This window comes from Polynucleobacter sp. MWH-Aus1W21, assembly GCF_018687275.1.
In the GTDB taxonomy this organism is placed as follows: domain Bacteria; phylum Pseudomonadota; class Gammaproteobacteria; order Burkholderiales; family Burkholderiaceae; genus Polynucleobacter.
On record NZ_CP061287.1, the window covers coordinates 1,091,333 to 1,110,986 of the forward strand.

A 19,654-nucleotide genomic window follows, 5' to 3' on the forward strand; every position below is an offset into this window, starting at 1 on the left:
CCTTATGCCTTACTAACAGTTACAGGGCCAAACATAGAGCCCAATTTCGCACTAGCCATAGTGCCAGCAGAAATTCTGACGGCGCCTGGCGCTAGGTTTACTTCTAATGTTGCTGGCATATCTACCGTCTGACTGCCTTGAGTAACGCGCACAGCATCGCCCTCTTTCAAGCCTAATTCAGAGAATGTCTTTTGATTTAAGCCAGCTTGATTGCCACGTTTTGCATCACGTGTAAGTTGCAGCGCTGATGAACGACGAACAATTTGGTCGCCGGCATAGATATTGACATCAGCCAAGCGCTCAAGACCATTCATAGGAGCCGCATTTCCATTGGCAATAGATGTAGCTGGAGTGTTATTGCTCAAGCGAGTGCAATAGTTTTCAGGTAACGCTTCCCCCAAGACTTCTTCAGGAAGATTAAATAAGAAACCATCAAGACCCAAAAGACCGCCGAGCACACGAATGACTTTCCATGCCGGACGTGAATCGCCCAATGGTTTTACTGAAGGTTGAACAGTTTGGGCTCTACCCTCTAGGTTTACAAATGTAGAAACTGTTTCTGAGAATGTTGAAATTGGCAGAATGACATCAGCCACCTCAAGCAAATCTGCACTCTTGTAAGCGCTCAATGCGATAACTGTGTTTGCCTTTGCCAAAGCAGCACGTGCTGCAGTTGGATTTGGAAGGTCTGCATCAGGCTCGATATTCATCAAGATCACCGCACGGCGCTCGCCAGACAGAACCGATTCAACACCAGCTCCGTTAGCGTTAACCAGTGAGGCGCCAACTGAATTGCCGCCAACAGGTAAGAAGCCTAAAGTTGCACCGGTTTGCTCTGCAATAAATTGAGCCAGTACATGTAAGTCAGACGCATGTTGGTGCGCAATAGCAGCAGACCCAAGCAATACAGCCGCTGATTCACCAGAAATCAGACTGTCTGCAATTTTTTGGGCTGCAGGCGAGACTGCTAAGTTAGCCGTGCCAGCAGGTGCGCTAACTGATTTTGCTTTAGCTACTGCTTGAGCAACTTCACTTAATGCATTGAGCCACGCGCTTGGAGCAGCAGAGATGCCATTACTTGGAATTAACCAGTCGTCACCACCAGCATCAATACGGGTTACCTGTAATCCACGTTTGCTTGCAGTACGAACCCGAGCCGCCAATACGGGCTGATCTTTACGCAAAAAGCTACCAACAACTAAAACGCGATCTAATTCATTGATTTTGGCAATCGGCATACCGAGCCATGGCGCGCTTACAGAAGCAGCAACATCAGATTGGCGCAAACGAGTTTCTACTTGCTTAGAGCCTAAACCGCGAACCATCTTTTGCAAGAGATGTAATTCTTCAGTGCTGGAGATTGGGTGGGCTAAAGCACCGATTGCCTCAGAACCACTTTCCGCTGAAATAGTCTTCAATGAATGTGCAACATAATCAAGCGCTGATTGCCAATCAGTTTCTAACCATTGGCCACCCTGCTTCACCATTGGCGTAGTTACACGATCAGTACTATTTAAACCTTCATAGGAGAAACGATCGCGATCGCTAATCCAGCATTCATTAATTGCTTCATTTTCAAGCGCTACAACACGCATTACTTTATTTGCTTTAGTTTGAACGGTGGTATTTGCACCCAAACTATCGTGCGGGCTTACTGAACGCTTACGTCCTAATTCCCAAGTACGCGCTGCATAACGGAATGGCTTGCTGGTTAAAGCGCCCACTGGGCATAAGTCAATCATGTTTCCAGAAAGCTCTGAATCCACTGTCTGACCTACGAAAGTAGTAATTTCTGAATGCTCACCACGGTTGACCATACCTAATTCCATCACCCCAGCCACTTCTTGGCCGAAGCGAACGCAACGTGTGCAGTGAATACAACGAGTCATCTCCTGCATGGAGATCAATGGTCCAACATTCTTATGGAATACAACGCGCTTTTCCTCGTCGTAGCGAGAATTGGATTTGCCGTAACCTACCGCTAAATCTTGTAACTGGCACTCACCGCCTTGATCGCAAATTGGGCAATCTAATGGGTGGTTAATGAGCAAGAATTCCATTACAGAACGCTGCGCTTCAACTGCTTTAGCTGAATGCGTAAACACCTTCATACCTTGAGTAACTGGTGTTGCACATGCAGGCAAAGGTTTGGGGGCTTTTTCAACCTCCACCAAGCACATACGGCAGTTGGCAGCGATTGATAATTTCTTGTGATAGCAGAAGTGAGGTACGTAGGTGCCGAGCTTATTCGCGGCGTGCATCACCATCGAACCTTGCGGAACTTCTACTGCCTTACCATCTAATTCGATTTCTACCATGCTCACTTTTAGATATCCCGTGCTCTAAATCTTTATAAAGGTTTTGCAGAATCTAAGCAGCGCTTATGTTCTACGTGATACACAAATTCATCCATGTAATGCTTCAACATGCCGCGTACTGGCATCGCTGCTGCATCACCCAAAGCGCAAATCGTACGACCTTGAATATTTGCTGCTACGTCATTGAGCAAATCCAAATCCTCTGGACGCCCTTTGCCATGCTCAATACGGTGAACAATGCGCCATAACCAACCAGTACCTTCACGACAAGGGGTGCACTGACCACATGATTCCTCGTGATAGAAGTAAGACAAGCGCTCTAATGCGCGAACCATACAACGTGTTTCATTCATCACAATCACAGCACCTGAACCCAACATCGATCCAGCTTTTGCAATGCTGTCGTAATCCATGGTGAGTTCCATCATTTGCGCGCCAGGCACAACTGGAGAAGATGAACCACCAGGGATAACCGCTTTTAATGCTTTGCCATCACGCATACCACCAGCAAGCTTCAATAGCTCTGCAAATGGGGTGCCTAAAGGAATCTCATAATTACCTGGGTGAACTACATCCCCAGAGATAGAGAAGATTTTTGTTCCACCGTTATTAGGCTTACCAAGATCTAAGTAAGCCTGACCACCAATTGCCAAAATGAATGGCACAGCAGCGAATGTTTCGGTGTTGTTAATCGTTGTTGGTTTGCCATACAAACCAAAGCTTGCTGGGAAAGGAGGCTTAAAGCGTGGCTGACCCTTTTTTCCCTCCAAGGACTCTAACAATGCAGTTTCTTCACCGCAAATGTAAGCACCCCAACCTGGAGATGCATGCAATTGGAATGAAAAATCACTACCTAAAATTTTGTCGCCCAAATAACCTGCAGCGCGCGCTTCTTCCAGGGCCTCTTCAAAGCGTGAATACACTTCCCAGATTTCACCGTGGATATAGTTGTAGCCAGTTGCAATACCCATGGTGTATGCACCAATAATCATGCCTTCAATCAAAGCATGTGGGTTGTAACGCATGATGTCGCGGTCTTTAAAAGTACCAGGCTCACCTTCGTCACTATTACAAACTAAATATTTTTGCCCCGGGAATTGACGTGGCATAAAGCTCCACTTCAAACCAGTCGGGAAGCCCGCACCACCACGTCCACGTAGTGATGAAGCTTTCAATTCTGCAATGATGGCATCAGGCGCAACTTTATCGTTGATTAAACGACGTAATTGCTGATACCCACCACGGCTTTCGTAATCTTTTAAACGCCAGTTATCACCATTTAATCCAGCAAGGATCAGCGGCTTGATATGACGATCGTGCAAGCTGGTCATGCTGCTTTCCCTTCTGCACGTAATTCATTTAACAATGCATCAATCTTTTCTTTGCTCATGAAGCTGCACATACGCTTGTCATTCACGAGCATTACTGGTGAATCACCACATGCACCCATGCACTCGCCCTCTTTCAGAGTAAACGTGCCGCATGGAGTTGTTTCGTTGTAGCCAATGCCGAGTGTTTCTTTGAGGTATGTAGCAGCAGTTTCACCATGCGTTAACTGGCATGGCAAGTTTGTGCAAATTACCAATTTGTACTTACCAATTTTTTTGGTGTTGTACATGTTGTAGAAAGTGGCCACCTCATCCACTGCAATGCTTGGCATTTCTAAGATCTGAGCAATAGTCTCTATGACTTCAGGAGTAACCCAGCCCACCTCTGTTTGAGCGGCAATTAAACAAGCCATTACTGCAGATTGCTTGTGCTCTGGTGGGTACTTGGCGATATTGCGATGAATATCGGCCATTGTTTTGTCGGATAGTTGAAGAGTTGTAGTCATTAAATAATCCTTGGCACGCTAATTAGCGGTCAATCTCCCCGAACACGATATCTTGGGTACCGATAATGGTCACCGCATCAGCCAACATATGGCCACGTGACATTTCATCCATTGCAGATAAATGTACAAATCCAGGTGCACGAATCTTCATGCGGTATGGTTTATTGGCGCCATCTGAAATCAAGTAAATACCAAACTCACCTTTTGGATGCTCAACAGCAGAATAAGCCTCGCCATCAGGGACGTGGATACCTTCAGTAAAGAGTTTGAAATGGTGAATCAATTCTTCCATATTGGTTTTCATATCCACGCGCTTCGGTGGAGAAACCTTATGGTTATCGCTCATGACAGGACCTGGATTTGCTTTTAGCCAAGCCACGCACTGTTTGATGATGCGATTAGATTGACGCATTTCTTCCATGCGAACTAAATAACGATCATAGGAGTCGCCATTTACCCCAACCGGAATATCAAAATCAAGTCGGTCATACACTTCGTATGGCTGCTTCTTACGCAAATCCCACTCGATACCAGAGCCGCGCAACATAGGGCCAGTAAAGCCAAGCTGCAATGCACGTTCAGGAGTAACGATGCCGATATTTACCAAGCGTTGCTTCCAAATACGGTTATCCGTTAAGAGATTGCAATACTCGTCGACATTGGCGTCAAAGCCATTAGTAAATTGCTCAATGAAATCCAATAAGGTACCGCTGCGGTTTTCATTCAAACGCTTTACCGCAGAAGCGCTACGAATCTTAGATTTATCGTACTGGGCCATCTGATCTGGCAAGTCACGATAAACACCGCCTGGACGATAGTAAGCAGCGTGCATACGTGCGCCAGATACTGCTTCATACATGTCAAAGATATCTTCACGATCGCGGAAGGCGTAAAGGAACACAGCCATCGCGCCAACGTCAAGACCATGGCAACCAATCCAGAGTAAGTGATTTAATAGGCGAGTTAGCTCGTCATACATTACACGGATGTACTGAGCACGTAATGGAACATCTACTTGCAATAACTTTTCAATGGCCATGACATAGGCATGCTCATTGGACATCATAGAAACGTAATCCAAGCGATCCATGTAGGGAACGTTTTGAATCCATGTACGAGTTTCTGCTAATTTTTCAGTAGCACGGTGCAACAAACCAATATGCGGATCGGCGCGTTGGATTACTTCGCCGTCGAGCTCAAGCACTAAACGCAATACGCCGTGTGCAGCAGGATGCTGAGGACCAAAATTGAGGGTGTAGTTCTTAATTTGTGCCATGACTTAAACCGGACCTCCGTACTGCTCTTCACGAACAATGCGTGGAGTAATTTCGCGAGCCTCAATCGTGACTGGCTGATAGACAACGCGCTTTAACTCTGGGTCATAACGCATTTCCACATTACCGCTGATTGGGAAATCTTTTCTAAATGGGTGACCAATAAAGCCATAGTCAGTCAAGATGCGACGTAAGTCGTCATGACCATCAAACAAAATACCGTAGAGGTCAAACGCTTCACGTTCAAACCAGTTAGCGGAATTCCACACCGGAGTAATTGAGGCAACCAATGGATAGCTATCGTCAGGTGCAAATACGCGCACACGCAAGCGCCAGTTATGCTCAATAGAAAGCAAATGGCTCACAACACCGAAGCGTTGACCGCCCCACGCGCCTTCACGGAAGTCTTGATAATCTACACCACACAAATCAATCAATTGCTCAAAAGCAAGAGATGGATCATCACGTAACAACATGGCGGATTCAAAATAGGTATCTGCGTTAACAACAACAGTAACTTCACCTAATGCAATCTCAATTGATTGAACGCGCTTACCTAAAACTTTTTCTAAATTAGCAGCTAATTGATTTAAGCGATCTGACATGATTTAAGCCTTCCGCGCAATCGTGCTGGTACGTGCGATCTTGGATTGCAGCTGAATAATTCCGTAGATCAACGCTTCCGCAGTTGGAGGGCAACCAGGGACATAAATATCCACTGGCACGATGCGGTCACAACCGCGAACAACTGAATACGAGTTATGGTAGTAGCCACCGCCATTTGCACAAGAACCCATTGAGATCACCCAACGTGGTTCAGGCATTTGGTCATAAACTTTTCGCAAAGCGGGAGCCATCTTGTTGCATAAGGTACCAGCCACAATCATCAAATCTGATTGACGTGGTGATGGGCGGAACACTACGCCAAAGCGGTCTAAGTCATAACGAGATGCGCCAGCATGCATCATCTCTACCGCGCAGCAGGCCAGACCAAAGGTCATTGGCCATAAAGAACCATTGCGAGTCCAGTTAATCAACTGGTCAGCTGTAGTGGTTACAAAACCTTCTTTGAGAACGCCTTCTAATGCCATATCTATCACTCCCAGTCGAGAGCGCCCTTTTTCCAGATATATACAAATCCCACAATGAATTCCAACAAGAAAATCACCATAGAGGCGTAGCCAAGCCATCCAATATCACGCAAAGCTACACCCCATGGGAACAGGAATGCAGTTTCTAAGTCAAACAGGATGAAGAGAATGGCGATTAAGTAGTAGCGTACGTCGAACTTCATACGCGCATCTTCGAAAGCTTCAAAACCGCACTCATATGGAGAGAGTTTTTCAGCGTCAGGCTTCGAAGGAGCCAAAATTTTTCCGAGGAACATGGGGACTAATCCCACCCCAATACCTACGAGGATAAAAAGCAGAACAGGAAAGTAATTAGCGAGATTCAAAATAGCCCTGATTCGTTTGTCTGGTAAATCCTAAAAGCAGCAAATTATTAATTATTCCACTACATAAAGTATTGATTTAGAGCAAAAACCCTTATCAATACTCATTTTTGGTGCCGACGGCGAGACTCGAACTCGCACAGCCTAAGCCACTACCCCCTCAAGATAGCGTGTCTACCAATTTCACCACGTCGGCATCTTGCAAAACCCATCAATTCTACTGCATTGCACAACTGAACTACCCTATTTTTAGGGCAGTTAAATACGTAAAACCTACTTTTTTACTTAGGAACTGCTGGCTTGCTAGGGTCCTGAACTGGGGCAACGGGAGCTGCTGCTGGGGCTACCGTTCCAGAAAGCACACCAGGGCTCACTTCTTTCTTGTTACCAATCCAGGTAATACCCAGGGTGCTGATAAAGAAAACAGCAGCAAAAATAGCTGTCGCATGAGAAAGGAAGTTGGCTGAGCCACTAGCGCCAAAGAGGCTGCCAGAAGAGCCAGAACCAAAGGCTGCACCCATATCGGCGCCTTTGCCCTGCTGCAACAGAACCAAGAGAATCACAGCCAAGGCTGAAATTACCTGCAATACGATTAATAAAGTCTTAAACCATTCCACAGCTTATCTCCAAATAAAAAATCTATGCCTGGCAGATGGATAGAAAGTCCTGAGGATTTAGTGAAGCACCCCCAACCAATCCACCATCAATATCCGGCATGGCAAACAACTCAACGGCATTATCAGGTTTGACACTGCCGCCATACAAAATTCCGACATGAGAAGCTACATCTTCATTAAATTCAGCCAATTGCAAACGAATAGCTCGATGCATGTCTTGAGCTACCTGGGCACTAGCAACTTTTCCGGTGCCAATAGCCCAAACAGGCTCATAGGCAATCAGACAGTCAGCCAAGCGATCCTGCAGAACGCTGACTTGTTTAGCAACCTGTGAGCAAACAATTTCTTCGGCCCGGCCGGAATTTCTTTCATCAGCAGTCTCGCCAACGCAAATGACTGGTGTCATACCGTTATCCAGCACTTGAAGCGCTTTAGCGGCAACAATTTCATCAACCTCATGATGCATTAGACGACGTTCTGAGTGGCCAACAATGACGTAGGTACAGCCTAATTCTTTGAGCATTGAAGCTGAAACCTCACCGGTATAGGCACCTGAACTGTGAGCAGATGCATCTTGCGCACCTAAACTCAAAAACGCCATTGAATGCGCTTTAATTAATTCTGCGCACTGCGACAAATATGGAAATGGTGCACATACAGCGTACTTACGACCTGATGGCATGCCACTCTCCATGCCACGAGCAACGGTCTTGATCCAGTCTTGATTACTTGCAAGACTGCCATTCATTTTCCAATTGCCGATAACGATGAGTGGTCGCATAAGGGTATTGAATTTTCTATACAGTTAAAACAATCTTGCCAACATGCTCAGATGACTCCATCAAAGCATGAGCATCAGCGGCCTGATCTAGCGTGAATGTCTTGTAAATCACTGGTTTGAGTTTCCCCGCATTGAGCAAGGGCCAAACATTCTCAAAGAGCTGCTTTGTAATCTGCTTTTTGAATGAAACTGGGCGTGGGCGCAAAGTTGAACCCGTGATCGTTAAGCGACGACGCAAAATTTGGCCAGTATTCACTTCAGCCTTTGAGCCACCCATAATTGCAATGATGACAATACGACCATCATCAGCTAGGCAGTCGATTTCTTTTTGCACATAAGTGCCGGTAACCATATCCAGAATGACGTTGACACCTTTGCCATCTGTAGCTTTTTTAACCTCTTCAACAAAATCTTGAGTTTTGTAATTAATAGCAAGGTCAGCACCTAAAGCAACACAGGCTGCACATTTTTCATCAGTGCCAGCAGTCACAAAAACTTTATGGCCTAATGCCTTTGCAATCAAGATTGCAGTAACCCCAATACCACTGGAACCACCCTGAACTAATAAAGTCTCGCCTTCAGCCAACTCACCACGCATGAAGACATTGCTCCAAACGGTGTAGAAAGTTTCAGGCAAAGCAGCAGCTTCTTGGTCACTAAATCCTTTAGGGTATGGCAAGCACTGCGCAACAGGTGCGGTACATAGCTCTGCATAGCCACCACCTTGAACTAATGCACACACTTTATCGCCAAGCTTGAGTCCAAATACATTATCAGGATGAGATAAATCACCGCCAACAATCTCACCAGCCACCTCAAGACCAGGAATATCAGATGCACCCGCTGGAACTGGGTAGTGTCCTTTGCGTTGTAAAACGTCAGGGCGATTAATCCCAGCGGCCAAAACTTTGATCAAAATTTCGCCAGTACCAGCAGCAGGAGCCACTGGATCTGGACGACTGGCCGGCACCAGCATCTCTGGTGCGCCAAATTCTTTGATTTCAACTACGCGCATGAATGCTCCTGCTAACCAAAGGAATTAAGCAGACTCGCCAGATGTTGGAGCCGCCTCAGCAACCACTTCAGTAGCACCAGCTAAAGGAGCAATCGTGCCGCCCTCGTCAGCCATCGCAGCCTTGAGAGATAAACGCAAACGACCGCGCTCATCAGCAGCCAACAACTTCACGCGAACCACTTGGCCTTCTGCTAAGTAGTCTTTAACTTCTTTTACACGCTCGTTAGAGATTTCAGAAATGTGCAAGAGACCATCTTTACCTGGAAGAATATTCACCAAAGCACCGAACTCGAGCAATTTCACAACTGGACCTTCGTAGATCTTCCCTACCTCAGCTTCAGCAGTAATGCCTTCAATACGTGCCTTTGCTTCTGCCATGCCTTCAGCTGATGTGGAAGCAATAGTTACGGTGCCGTCATCTTTAATATCGATGCTGCAACCAGTTTCTTTGGTCAACGCTTGAATTGTTGCGCCGCCCTTACCGATTACTTCACGAATCTTGTCTGGATGAATCTTGAAAGAAACCATGCGTGGAGCGTGAGCTGACAATTCTGTACGAACTGAACCCATCGCTTCTTGCATTTTGCTCAAGATGTGCAAGCGGCCTTCTTTAGCTTGCGCCAAAGCTACTTGCATAATTTCTTTAGTGATGCCTTGTACTTTGATGTCCATCTGTAAAGCAGTAATGCCATTGGCTGTACCTGCTACTTTAAAGTCCATATCGCCTAAATGATCTTCATCACCCAAGATGTCTGTCAACACAGCAAAGCGATTGCCATCAAGGATCAAGCCCATTGCTACACCAGCAACGTGTGCTTTAACTGGAACACCAGCATCCATCATTGCTAAACAGCCGCCGCAAACAGAAGCCATTGAAGATGAACCATTGGACTCAGTAATCTCTGAAACCACACGAATGCTGTATGCGAAATCTTCTGCACTTGGCAATACTGGAATCAATGCACGTTTAGCCAAACGACCGTGACCAATTTCACGACGCTTAGGGCTGCCTACACGACCTGTTTCGCCAGTAGCAAACGGAGGCATGTTGTAGTGGAACATGAAACGATCGCGGTACTCACCTTCGAGCGCGTCAATGATCTGCTCATCACGGGCAGTACCCAATGTTGCAACAACCAATGCTTGAGTTTCACCACGAGTAAACAATGCTGATCCGTGTGTGCGTGGCAATACGCCATTACGAATTTCGATCGGACGAACAGTACGTGTATCGCGACCATCAATACGTGGCTCACCATTCAAAATCTGGCTACGAACAATCTTCGCTTCGATTTCAAACATGATGTCGCTCACAGCAACAGCATCAACATCACCCTCTTCGGATAACTTAGCCATTACTTCTTTAGAAATTTCTTTGAGCTTGTCTGAACGAGCGCCCTTTTGACGAATCTGATAAGCCTCACGCAATGGCGCTTCAGCCAATGCAGTTACCTTAGCGATAAATGGCTCATCTTTAGGGGCTGCAGTCCAATCCCACTCAGGTTTGCCTGCTTCACGAACTAAATCATTGATAGCATTGATCGCTGTTTGCATTTGGTCATGGCCATATACAACTGCGCCCAACATGACTTCTTCAGATAATTGATTTGCTTCAGACTCAACCATCAAGACAGCTGCTTGTGTACCAGCAACGATCAAATCGAGTTCACTAGTAGCTTGTTCTGTACGTGTTGGATTCAAAAGGTATTGGCCATTTGCATAACCAACGCGTGCTGCGCCAACTGGGCCGGCAAATGGGATGCCTGAAACAGCTAAGGCTGCAGATGCTGCGATCAAAGCAGGAATATCAGCAGGTACGTCTGGGTTGATAGATAGCACGTGCACTACAACCTGAACTTCGTTCAAGAAACCTTCTGGGAATAAAGGACGCAATGGGCGGTCAATCAAACGGGAGATTAATGTCTCACCTTCAGATGGACGACCTTCACGACGGAAGAAGCCACCGGGGATCTTCCCAGCTGCGTAAGTTTTTTCTAAGTAATCAACAGTCAATGGGAAAAATGATTGGCCTGGCTTTGCAGACTTAGAGGCTACAACTGTACCCATTACTACTGTGTCATCTACATTAACGATAACGGCACCACCAGCTTGACGAGCAATCTCACCTGTTTCCATTGTTACTTGATGGTTGCCCCATTGAAAACTTTTTACTGCTTTTTTAAACATTGTCATTCTGATCTTCTCCAAATTGTTCACGCAAGACTCACATGAGCATTACGCTTGTCGTGGGATAAAGCAGTGTCACGACAACACTGGAGCGATTTCGGATCACAAGGGATGCCATTCCAGGGAGGCTCTGCATACAACCCAGAAACTCATTGGAATGACACAATCCCCTACACAAATGATCTAAAGCGCCCAAAAAAACATGCCATCTGCTTAAGACTGATTCTGCGAAGAAACAACCCTAAGAAAGATGGCATTGCATTCCGATAAGAATTACTTACGGAGACCTAATTTCTCAATCAATGCGCGATAGCGATCCAAATCTTTGCCTTTGAGGTAATCCAAGAGGCGACGGCGACGTGAAACCATCTTCAACAAACCACGACGGCTGTGATGATCTTTAGCGTTAGCCTTGAAATGGGGGGTTAATTCATTGATGCGGGCTGTGAGCAATGAAACTTGTACTTCAGGACTACCCGTATCGTTTGCGCTGCGCGCGTTTTCTTTGACGATTTCCGCCGTTTTAATATCAGCAACTGCCATTTTTAATACTCCTAACTTGCGAACACCTGAGCTTTCACCCATTAAGCGTCGTGCGTGTTTAACAAAATAAAACAAAAAAGCTTTAAAAATCAAAGCCATCGAATTGTATCAGACGACACACCAAAAGAGGGAATTGGCTTACAAGTATTCGTATTCTCTAGGGGTGAATACTTTGTTTAATTGCAAATAATCTATATAAATCAATAATTTACAAATATGTCTGCCTTTTTTCGAACCATCAGCACCCTTCTTTTCCTGGCTTTTGGCCTAAACGCCCCTGTTTTTGCCCAATTTTCGAACCCGTTTGCATCAGACAAGACGGTTGCTCAGCAACGCCAGGACATACTTGCTAAGAGCGAACAAACCTTGAAGCAGCTCTATGCCATTCAGCCTAAAGCGAAGGATGCGATCGAAAAATCTACTGGCTATGCCACTTTCAGCAATTTTGGAATGAAAATTTTGATAGCTGGCGGTGGTACAGGTAGCGGCGTAGTCGTCAGCAAAAATAAAAAGCCGGTTTATATGAATATGGCAGAGGTTCAAGCCGGCCTTGGAATTGGAATCAAATCCTTTCAGAACATATTTGTTTTTCAAACTGATGCAGCAATGAATGATTTTGTGAATTCAGGCTGGACTTTTGGCGGGCAAGTTACTGCAGCCGCCAAGTATGAAAAAGATGGTGACGCCTATCAGGATGCAACGGTTGTTGCACCAGGGGTCTTAATGTATCAACTAACCGACTCAGGCCTTGCCGCTGAAATCACCGGCAAAGGCACCAAGTACTATAAAAATACTGACTTAAATAAATAGAGGTGAAGACGCTTAAGGCGTCATCTGCGCATTGAGCTTAGCCTGGCTAGGATCATGCAACTTATTTAAGGCTGCCAAGTAGGCTTTCGCAGAGGCTGCAATGATGTCGGGATCGGTACCAACACCATTCACAATACGGCCACCTTTTGCTAAACGCACGGTCACTTCGCCTTGCGATTGCGTTCCTGAAGTAATCGCATTAACTGAATAAAGCAACTGCTCTGCTCCACTCTTAGCAATACCTTCAATAGCATTCAAGCTAGCATCAACTGGACCATTACCTTCTGCTTCTGAACTAATCTCTTTGTCACCCATGCGAAAAGTCACACGTGACTTAGGACGCTCACCAGTTTCAGAATGCTGGCTTAAGGAGATAAATTTGTAATGCTCACCCTCTTCTGCTGCTGCTGAATCAGACATGATGGCAATAATATCTTCATCAAAAATCTCGGACTTCTGATCAGCCAAGGTCTTAAAACGAGTAAATGCCTCATTTAAATCAGCCTCGGCTTCGACCGTAATGCCCAACTCTTGCAAGCGTTGTTTGAAAGCATTGCGGCCAGATAACTTACCCAAAACAATCTTGTTTGCTGACCAACCCACATCTTCTGCGCGCATGATTTCATAGGTGTCACGGTTTTTCAAAATGCCGTCCTGATGAATGCCTGATGTGTGTGCAAAGGCGTTAGCTCCAACCACTGCTTTGTTAGGCTGAACGACAAAACCCGTAATTTGAGAAACCAATTTAGATGCAGGTACGATTTGAGTTGCATCTATACCGCAGACCATATCGAAATAATCCTTGCGCGTGCGCAATGACATCACAATTTCCTCTAATGCAGTATTACCAGCGCGCTCACCCAAACCATTTATCGTGCACTCGATTTGACGGGCTCCGCCAATTTTTACGCCGGCCAAAGAGTTCGCTACCGCCATACCCAAATCATTGTGACAATGCACAGACCACACCGCCTTGTCTGAATTGGGCACACGAGTACGCAAGGTCTTAATAAACTCACCATATAACTCGGGAGTTGCGTAACCAACTGTATCTGGAATGTTGATGGTGGATGCGCCCTCGTTAATGACTGCCTCCACCACTCGGCACAAGAAATCCATCTCTGAACGATAGCCATCTTCAGCAGAGAATTCGATATCAGCGGCTAAATTACGCGCAAAACGAATAGAACGCTTAGCCTGCTCTAAAACCTCTTCTGGAGACATGCGCAACTTCACAGCCATATGCAATTGGCTAGTTGCCAAAAAGGCATGGATGCGTTTTGCATTAGCGGCCTGCAAGGCATCAGCAGCACGGGTAATGTCCTTATCGTTGGCGCGAGCCAAGGAGCAGACTATTGAATCTTTTACCGCAGCAGCAACAGCAGATATCGCCTGGAAATCACCTTCAGAGCTAGCGGCAAAACCAGCTTCAATCACATCCACTTTGAGACGCTCAAGCTGGCGGGCAATCCGCACTTTTTCATCTTTAGTCATCGAGGCGCCTGGAGACTGCTCGCCATCACGTAAGGTGGTGTCAAAAATGATTACTTTGTCGCTCATTACTACTCTCCGGTTTTAAATACTTGTAAATCTATTAACTTCGATCTTAAAAACAAAAACCCCAGCAATTAGCTGGGGCTGGTATGTGGTGGCTAATGAATCTTTTATCTCATTAACTCAGGCCTTACCCGCCCCAAGCTTTAGGCTTAGTGCTAGTAGAAGAAGGCTAGATAAAAGTGAGAAATTCATAGTCATGGAAATACTATACCCCAAAATTATGGAATTAGCTAAAACGTTTTCCGCTAAGTCGCTCCCAGGCCCAGATAACATAGCCCGATATGGAATACACCACAAACAAGCCAAATAGAGTCAATGGGGGGTTTGATGAGATCAAAACAAAAGTTAGGATCATCAAAACCATGACGCCAAAAGGCACACGGTAGCGAACATCTAAGGCCTTACCGCTATAAAAACGAGCATTAGAAACCATAGTAAGGCCAGCATATACAGCAATAAAGAAGGTGACCCAGGGAATTGCAGTGTCCCGCACTGGAATCTTGTTGTCATCTGCCAACCAAATAAAACCAGCCATCAAGGCACCTGCCGCTGGGCTTGGCAAACCTTGGAAAAACTTCTTATCGACAACGCCAGTGTTTACATTAAAGCGAGCCAGACGCAAAGCGGCACCAGCACAATAAGTAAATGCAGCCAGCCAACCCCATTTACCTAAATCTTTTAGGGCCCATTCATAAGCCACTAACGCAGGCGCAACACCAAAGGAAACCATATCAGCTAGAGAGTCGTACTGCTCACCAAAAGCACTCTGAGTATTAGTCATACGCGCTATTCGACCATCCATGCCATCTAAAACCAAAGATGCAAAGATCGCAATAGCAGCCATCTCAAACTGATGGTTCATTGCATTCACAATAGCAAAGAAACCACAAAATAATGCGGCAGTAGTAAAAGCGTTTGGTAAGAGATAGATACCCTTGCTACGTAAGCGGGGCTTTTGTGGGTGCAGCTCTTCTACTTCGTAATCAACTCCATCCCCTAACTCCTCGGCCCACTGCTTATCTGAAGTGGCGGTATGCTGATGGGGGAGACGACTCCGGTCTATGCGACCACGACGGCGAAATGTAGTCAAAAAATGTCCTAGTGAATAATATTTCTAATCATTCTAAGCCTGGCAAACGGGCCAAGGCTGTGTTTGTTGCAAATACTTTATCACCAACACTAACGAGCGGCTCTGCAGTCAGCGGTAAATACACATCTACACGTGAACCAAAACGAATAAATCCATAACGCTCACCCGCCTTAAGGCGATCACCGACATGGATATAACAAAGAATACGGCGGGCAATTAACCCAGCCACCTGAACCAAAGTCACGATTTGACCATTAGCATCAATCACAACGGCATTGCGCTCATTCTCTGTTGATGCTTTATCTAAATCTGCGTTTACAAACTTACCAGGGAAGTACTGAATTTCTTTAACCAAACCGTTTACCGCACTTCGGTTTGAGTGGACATTGAATACATTCATGAACACGCTAATTTTGAGCGCTTCACGACCAGCATAAGGATCATTGGTTTTCTCAACAACCACAATGCGACCATCAGCTGGAGATAACACTAAATCACGACCCATCGCAGGAATGCGCTGCGGATCGCGAAAGAACTGCAGAACAAAGATAAAGATGATCCAAAGCGGCCATGACCAAGCAATGCCACCAAGATAGTGGACAAGTAAAGTCACCGCCCCCACTAACGCTAAATACGGCCAACCTTCTTTCGCAATAATGGGGTGTGGATACATCATCTTTGTTCTGAGCCTTTTTATTTACTTCTATTGGTTAATGACTTCGCTTTTAAGCTTAGTTTTTAGTCTGGTCAACCAACTTGTTCTTAGCAATCCAAGGCATCATGGCGCGCAATTTAGCACCAACTACTTCGATGTCATGTTCTGCATTCAAACGGCGGCGTGAAATCAAAGTAGGAGCACCCGCCTTGTTTTCCAAGATGAAGCTCTTAGCGTATTCGCCAGTTTGAATATCTTTCAAGCACTGACGCATTGCATTCTTCGTATCTTCTGTAACAACACGTGGACCAGTTACATACTCACCGTACTCAGCATTGTTAGAGATTGAGTAGTTCATGTTCGCGATACCACCTTCGTAGATCAAGTCAACGATTAACTTGAGCTCATGCAAGCACTCGAAGTAAGCCATTTCAGGAGCGTAACCAGCTTCAACCAGAGTTTCAAAGCCCGCTTTGATCAATTCAACCGCGCCACCACAAAGAACAGCCTGCTCGCCGAACAAGTCAGTTTCAGTTTCTTCACGGAAGTTTGTTTCGATGATGCCAGCACGGCCACCGCCGTTAGCAGTCGCATATGACAAAGCAACATCACGTGCTGAACCAGATTTGTCTTGGTACACGGCGATCAAATGAGGTACGCCGCCACCTTGTGCGTATGTACCACGCACTGTGTGTCCAGGAGCCTTAGGAGCGATCATGATCACGTCCAAATCAGCACGTGGCTGCACTTGACCGTAGTGAACGTTAAAGCCGTGAGCAAAAGCAAGAGCAGCGCCCTGCTTAATGTTGCCGTGCACTTCTTTGTTGTAAACATCAGCGATTTGTTCATCAGGCAAGAGCATCATTACTACGTCTGCATCTTTAACAGCTTCGCCAACTTCTTTTACTGTCAAGCCAGCATTTGCTGCTTTGCTCCAGGAAGCGCCATCTTTACGCAAACCAACAGTAACGTTAACGCCAGAATCTTTGAGGTTCAATGCGTGTGCGTGACCTTGTGAACCATAACCAATGATGGTGACTTTCTTGCCCTTAATGAGGGACAAATCAGCGTCTTTATCGTAAAAAACTTTCATGCTCTTTCCTTGTATTGAAAATGTAATTAATGCAGTAATCAGTTAAAAAAATTAAACCTTGAGGATGCGCTCTCCACGACCAATTCCAGACCCACCCGAACGGACAGTTTCCAGAATCGATGCGCGATCGATCGAATCAATAAAGGCATCCAACTTGGCACCATCACCGGTTAACTCAATGGTGTAACTCTTGTCAGTCACATCAATGATGCGACCACGGAAGATATCGGTAGTACGTTTGAGCTCTTCACGCTCTTTTCCAACAGCGCGAACCTTGATCATCATGAGCTCACGCTCAATATGAGGGCCTTCACTCAGATCAAATACCTTAACAACCTCAACCAGACGGTTTAAGTGCTTGGTAATTTGTTCAATAACATCATCGGAACCAAAAGTCACGATAGTCATACGAGATAAGGATGGATCTTCAGTAGGCGCGACACTCAAAGTATCAATGTTGTAGCCGCGAGCAGAAAATAAACCTACTACACGTGATAAGGCGCCCGGCTCATTCTCAATGAGTACAGAAATAATGTGTCGCATTAGAGATCCTCGCTACCCAAAAGCATTTCAGTAATACCCTTGCCTGCTTGAACCATAGGCCAAACGTTTTCTTCTGGGTCAGTCTGGAAGTCCATGAATACAGTACGATCTTTTAATCGAATCGCCTCTTTAAGAGCGCCCTCAACATCGGATTTCTTTTCAATGCGCATGCCAACGTGACCATAGGCTTCTGCCAGTTTCACAAAGTCAGGCAAGGAATCCATGTATGAACTGGAGTAGCGCTTGTTATAGGTTAATTCTTGCCACTGACGCACCATACCTAGGTAACGGTTATTCAGGGACACGATCTTCACTGGGGTGTCGTATTGCTTACATGTAGACAACTCTTGAATGCACATCTGAATTGAGCCTTCACCTGTAATAGTGAAAACATCCTTTTCAGGAAATGCCTTCTTGATGCCCATTGCGTAGGGCAAGCCAACACCCATGGTGCCTAGGCCACCAGAGTTAATCCAGCGACGTGGTTTATCAAACTTGTAGAACTGTGCGGCCCACATTTGATGTTGACCTACGTCAGAGCAAATGAATGCATCACCACCAGTGAGCTCCCACAACTTTTGAACAACGTACTGCGGCTTCACAATTTGAGATGCCTCGTCGTACTTCAAGCAATCTTTTTTGCGCCACTCATTAATCTGATCCCACCAAGCAGCAACCTTATCGCCATTCTTACGCGGGCCAGCTGCCTTAATTTGGGCGGTCATCTCAACCAACACCTCTTTAAGGTTGCCAACGATAGGCACATCTACCTTCACGCGCTTAGAAATTACAGAAGGATCGATGTCTATGTGAATAATCTTGCGCGGATGACTTGCAAAGTGTACGGTGTTTCCGATCACACGATCATCAAAACGCGCACCAATCGCAATCAATACATCACTGTGCTGCATAGCCATATTTGCTTCATACGTGCCATGCATGCCGAGCATGCCCACAAATTGCGGACTCGTACCAGGGAATCCACCCAAGCCCATCAACGTATTAGTAACTGGATAGCCCAACAAGTCGGCAAACTCTTTTAACTCAGGGGCTGCATCAGACAAAATCACGCCACCACCGGTATAGATGTATGGGCGCTCTGCCTCTTGCAACAAAGCAACCGCTTTGCGAATCTGACCGCTATGGCCCTTAACTACCGGGTTGTAAGAACGCATTTCCAGAGTCTCTGGATATACGAAAGGACCTTTAGCTGCGGATACATCTTTAGGAATATCAATCAAGACGGGGCCAGGGCGACCTGTCTGCGCAATATGAAATGCTTTTTTCAAAACCAATGGAAGGTCTTTAACATCTTTCACGAGGAAGTTGTGCTTCACAACTGGGCGAGTGATACCTACTGTGTCAGCCTCTTGGAATGCATCTTCACCAATAGCGTAAGTGGGAACGTTACCGCTGATGATCACCATAGGGATCGAATCAGTGTAAGCAGTAGCAATGCCAGTAACTGCATTGGTCACACCTGGGCCTGAGGTAACTAGGGCCACTCCAACCTTACCGGTTGCTCGTGCATAACCATCAGCCGCATGAACAGCTGCCTGCTCATGGCGAACAAGAATATGCTCAAACTTGTCCTGCTTAAAAATTTCGTCGTAGATAAAGAGAACGGATCCACCTGGGTAACCCCAAACGAATTCAACACCCTCTTTGTGCAATGCATGCACGAGCATCTCAGCACCAATCATTTCTGGAGGCGCTGCATCATTATTTGTATTTGCTGTGTCTTTGTTAGCTTTGCTAGCTAAAAATTCGGCGCTGCTTGTATTCATTTTCTTTCGTCCTTTGCAATTTTCGGCAAAAAATTGATTGGTCTGTTCTATCCCCTGCTTATGGCCTGAGTTCGAACGGCGCTGCTACCGGAAAAAC

19 protein-coding genes and 1 tRNA gene are annotated in these 19,654 nt (G+C 45.9%); 1 reads left to right on the top strand and 19 read right to left on the bottom strand.

Annotated elements, in window-relative coordinates; translation table 11 throughout:
* Positions 1-2: 2 nt before the first annotated feature.
* The 13 genes from nuoG to rpsO form a co-directional block, all read right to left on the bottom strand.
* A complete protein-coding gene (gene nuoG / locus ICW03_RS05650) occupies positions 3-2,318 on the bottom strand; it encodes an NADH-quinone oxidoreductase subunit NuoG (RefSeq protein WP_215350013.1) in 2,316 nt (771 codons plus the stop codon).
* Positions 2,319-2,350: 32 nt separating this feature from the next.
* Entirely contained in the window at positions 2,351-3,649 is a 1,299-nt protein-coding gene (gene nuoF, locus ICW03_RS05655; protein WP_215350015.1) for an NADH-quinone oxidoreductase subunit NuoF, read from the bottom strand.
* Positions 3,646-4,152 carry an NADH-quinone oxidoreductase subunit NuoE gene (gene nuoE, locus ICW03_RS05660; protein WP_215350017.1) on the bottom strand — a complete coding sequence of 169 codons (507 nt, stop codon included), beginning with the start codon at positions 4,150-4,152 and terminating at the stop codon, positions 3,646-3,648. The genes nuoF and nuoE overlap by 4 nt, the downstream gene beginning before the upstream one ends.
* Positions 4,153-4,174: 22 nt before the next feature.
* Positions 4,175-5,428, bottom strand: coding sequence for an NADH-quinone oxidoreductase subunit D (locus ICW03_RS05665; protein WP_215350019.1), 1,254 nt, complete (start codon positions 5,426-5,428; stop codon positions 4,175-4,177).
* A gap of 3 nt (positions 5,429-5,431) precedes the next feature.
* Positions 5,432-6,031 (bottom strand): NADH-quinone oxidoreductase subunit C, encoded by a 600-nt coding sequence (locus ICW03_RS05670; protein WP_068323054.1) that lies wholly within the window; start codon positions 6,029-6,031, stop codon positions 5,432-5,434.
* Between the two features lie 3 nt (positions 6,032-6,034).
* Positions 6,035-6,517, bottom strand: coding sequence for an NADH-quinone oxidoreductase subunit B family protein (locus ICW03_RS05675; protein WP_011902891.1), 483 nt, complete (start codon positions 6,515-6,517; stop codon positions 6,035-6,037).
* A gap of 5 nt (positions 6,518-6,522) precedes the next feature.
* Positions 6,523-6,882: an NADH-quinone oxidoreductase subunit A gene (locus ICW03_RS05680; RefSeq protein WP_012357790.1), complete on the bottom strand. Its 360-nt coding sequence runs from the start codon at positions 6,880-6,882 to the stop codon at positions 6,523-6,525.
* A gap of 108 nt (positions 6,883-6,990) precedes the next feature.
* Positions 6,991-7,075: transfer RNA gene (locus ICW03_RS05685), tRNA-Leu, on the bottom strand.
* 85 nt (positions 7,076-7,160) lie between these two features.
* On the bottom strand, positions 7,161-7,496 hold the full coding sequence (secG, locus tag ICW03_RS05690; protein ID WP_215350021.1) for a preprotein translocase subunit SecG: 336 nt from the start codon (positions 7,494-7,496) through the stop codon (positions 7,161-7,163).
* Between the two features lie 22 nt (positions 7,497-7,518).
* A complete protein-coding gene (tpiA, locus tag ICW03_RS05695; RefSeq protein WP_215350023.1) occupies positions 7,519-8,277 on the bottom strand; it encodes a triose-phosphate isomerase in 759 nt (252 codons plus the stop codon).
* Positions 8,278-8,293: 16 nt separating this feature from the next.
* Complete coding sequence (locus ICW03_RS05700; protein ID WP_215350025.1) at positions 8,294-9,292, bottom strand: NAD(P)H-quinone oxidoreductase; 999 nt, start codon at positions 9,290-9,292, stop codon at positions 8,294-8,296.
* Positions 9,293-9,316: 24 nt separating this feature from the next.
* Positions 9,317-11,485 (bottom strand): polyribonucleotide nucleotidyltransferase, encoded by a 2,169-nt coding sequence (pnp, locus tag ICW03_RS05705; RefSeq protein ID WP_215350026.1) that lies wholly within the window; start codon positions 11,483-11,485, stop codon positions 9,317-9,319.
* A 267-nt stretch (positions 11,486-11,752) separates the two neighbouring features.
* Positions 11,753-12,022 carry a 30S ribosomal protein S15 gene (rpsO, locus tag ICW03_RS05710; protein WP_068323724.1) on the bottom strand — a complete coding sequence of 90 codons (270 nt, stop codon included), beginning with the start codon at positions 12,020-12,022 and terminating at the stop codon, positions 11,753-11,755.
* A gap of 216 nt (positions 12,023-12,238) precedes the next feature.
* On the opposite strand from rpsO, the gene ICW03_RS05715 reads away from it, so the two are divergent.
* Positions 12,239-12,832: a YSC84-related protein gene (locus tag ICW03_RS05715; RefSeq protein WP_215350028.1), complete on the top strand. Its 594-nt coding sequence runs from the start codon at positions 12,239-12,241 to the stop codon at positions 12,830-12,832.
* Between the two features lie 12 nt (positions 12,833-12,844).
* Here ICW03_RS05715 and ICW03_RS05720 read toward each other — a convergent pair whose 3' ends face one another.
* The 6 genes from ICW03_RS05720 to ICW03_RS05745 all read right to left on the bottom strand — a co-directional run bounded on the left by ICW03_RS05720 (position 12,845) and on the right by ICW03_RS05745 (position 19,557).
* Entirely contained in the window at positions 12,845-14,392 is a 1,548-nt protein-coding gene (locus ICW03_RS05720) for a 2-isopropylmalate synthase (RefSeq protein WP_215350030.1), read from the bottom strand.
* Positions 14,393-14,615: 223 nt separating this feature from the next.
* Positions 14,616-15,479: a CDP-diacylglycerol--serine O-phosphatidyltransferase gene (gene pssA, locus ICW03_RS05725; RefSeq protein WP_215350032.1), complete on the bottom strand. Its 864-nt coding sequence runs from the start codon at positions 15,477-15,479 to the stop codon at positions 14,616-14,618.
* Positions 15,480-15,507: 28 nt separating this feature from the next.
* Positions 15,508-16,155 carry a phosphatidylserine decarboxylase gene (locus ICW03_RS05730; protein WP_215350034.1) on the bottom strand — a complete coding sequence of 216 codons (648 nt, stop codon included), beginning with the start codon at positions 16,153-16,155 and terminating at the stop codon, positions 15,508-15,510.
* Between the two features lie 55 nt (positions 16,156-16,210).
* Positions 16,211-17,227 carry a ketol-acid reductoisomerase gene (gene ilvC, locus ICW03_RS05735; protein ID WP_068323077.1) on the bottom strand — a complete coding sequence of 339 codons (1,017 nt, stop codon included), beginning with the start codon at positions 17,225-17,227 and terminating at the stop codon, positions 16,211-16,213.
* Between the two features lie 51 nt (positions 17,228-17,278).
* Positions 17,279-17,770: an acetolactate synthase small subunit gene (gene ilvN, locus ICW03_RS05740; protein ID WP_011902903.1), complete on the bottom strand. Its 492-nt coding sequence runs from the start codon at positions 17,768-17,770 to the stop codon at positions 17,279-17,281.
* Complete coding sequence (locus ICW03_RS05745; RefSeq protein ID WP_215350036.1) at positions 17,770-19,557, bottom strand: acetolactate synthase 3 catalytic subunit; 1,788 nt, start codon at positions 19,555-19,557, stop codon at positions 17,770-17,772. Before ICW03_RS05745 ends, ilvN begins: the two co-directional genes overlap by 1 nt.
* Positions 19,558-19,654: the final 97 nt, after the last annotated feature.

Excerpts from the sequence above, each read along its gene's own strand:
- nuoG (WP_215350013.1), bottom strand. The coding sequence starts at position 2,318 with ATGGTAGAAATCGAATTAGATGGTAAGGCAGTAGAAGTTCCGCAAGGT.
- nuoF (WP_215350015.1), bottom strand. The coding sequence starts at position 3,649 with ATGACCAGCTTGCACGATCGTCATATCAAGCCGCTGATCCTTGCTGGA.
- nuoE (WP_215350017.1), bottom strand. The coding sequence starts at position 4,152 with ATGACTACAACTCTTCAACTATCCGACAAAACAATGGCCGATATTCAT.
- ICW03_RS05665 (WP_215350019.1), bottom strand. The coding sequence starts at position 5,428 with ATGGCACAAATTAAGAACTACACCCTCAATTTTGGTCCTCAGCATCCT.
- ICW03_RS05670 (WP_068323054.1), bottom strand. The coding sequence starts at position 6,031 with ATGTCAGATCGCTTAAATCAATTAGCTGCTAATTTAGAAAAAGTTTTA.
- ICW03_RS05675 (WP_011902891.1), bottom strand. The coding sequence starts at position 6,517 with ATGGCATTAGAAGGCGTTCTCAAAGAAGGTTTTGTAACCACTACAGCT.
- tpiA (WP_215350023.1), bottom strand. The coding sequence starts at position 8,277 with ATGCGACCACTCATCGTTATCGGCAATTGGAAAATGAATGGCAGTCTT.
- ICW03_RS05700 (WP_215350025.1), bottom strand. The coding sequence starts at position 9,292 with ATGCGCGTAGTTGAAATCAAAGAATTTGGCGCACCAGAGATGCTGGTG.
- pnp (WP_215350026.1), bottom strand. The coding sequence starts at position 11,485 with ATGACAATGTTTAAAAAAGCAGTAAAAAGTTTTCAATGGGGCAACCAT.
- rpsO (WP_068323724.1), bottom strand. The coding sequence starts at position 12,022 with ATGGCAGTTGCTGATATTAAAACGGCGGAAATCGTCAAAGAAAACGCG.
- ICW03_RS05715 (WP_215350028.1), top strand. The coding sequence starts at position 12,239 with ATGTCTGCCTTTTTTCGAACCATCAGCACCCTTCTTTTCCTGGCTTTT.
- ICW03_RS05720 (WP_215350030.1), bottom strand. The coding sequence starts at position 14,392 with ATGAGCGACAAAGTAATCATTTTTGACACCACCTTACGTGATGGCGAG.
- ICW03_RS05730 (WP_215350034.1), bottom strand. The coding sequence starts at position 16,155 with ATGATGTATCCACACCCCATTATTGCGAAAGAAGGTTGGCCGTATTTA.
- ilvC (WP_068323077.1), bottom strand. The coding sequence starts at position 17,227 with ATGAAAGTTTTTTACGATAAAGACGCTGATTTGTCCCTCATTAAGGGC.
- ilvN (WP_011902903.1), bottom strand. The coding sequence starts at position 17,770 with ATGCGACACATTATTTCTGTACTCATTGAGAATGAGCCGGGCGCCTTA.
- ICW03_RS05745 (WP_215350036.1), bottom strand. The coding sequence starts at position 19,557 with ATGAATACAAGCAGCGCCGAATTTTTAGCTAGCAAAGCTAACAAAGAC.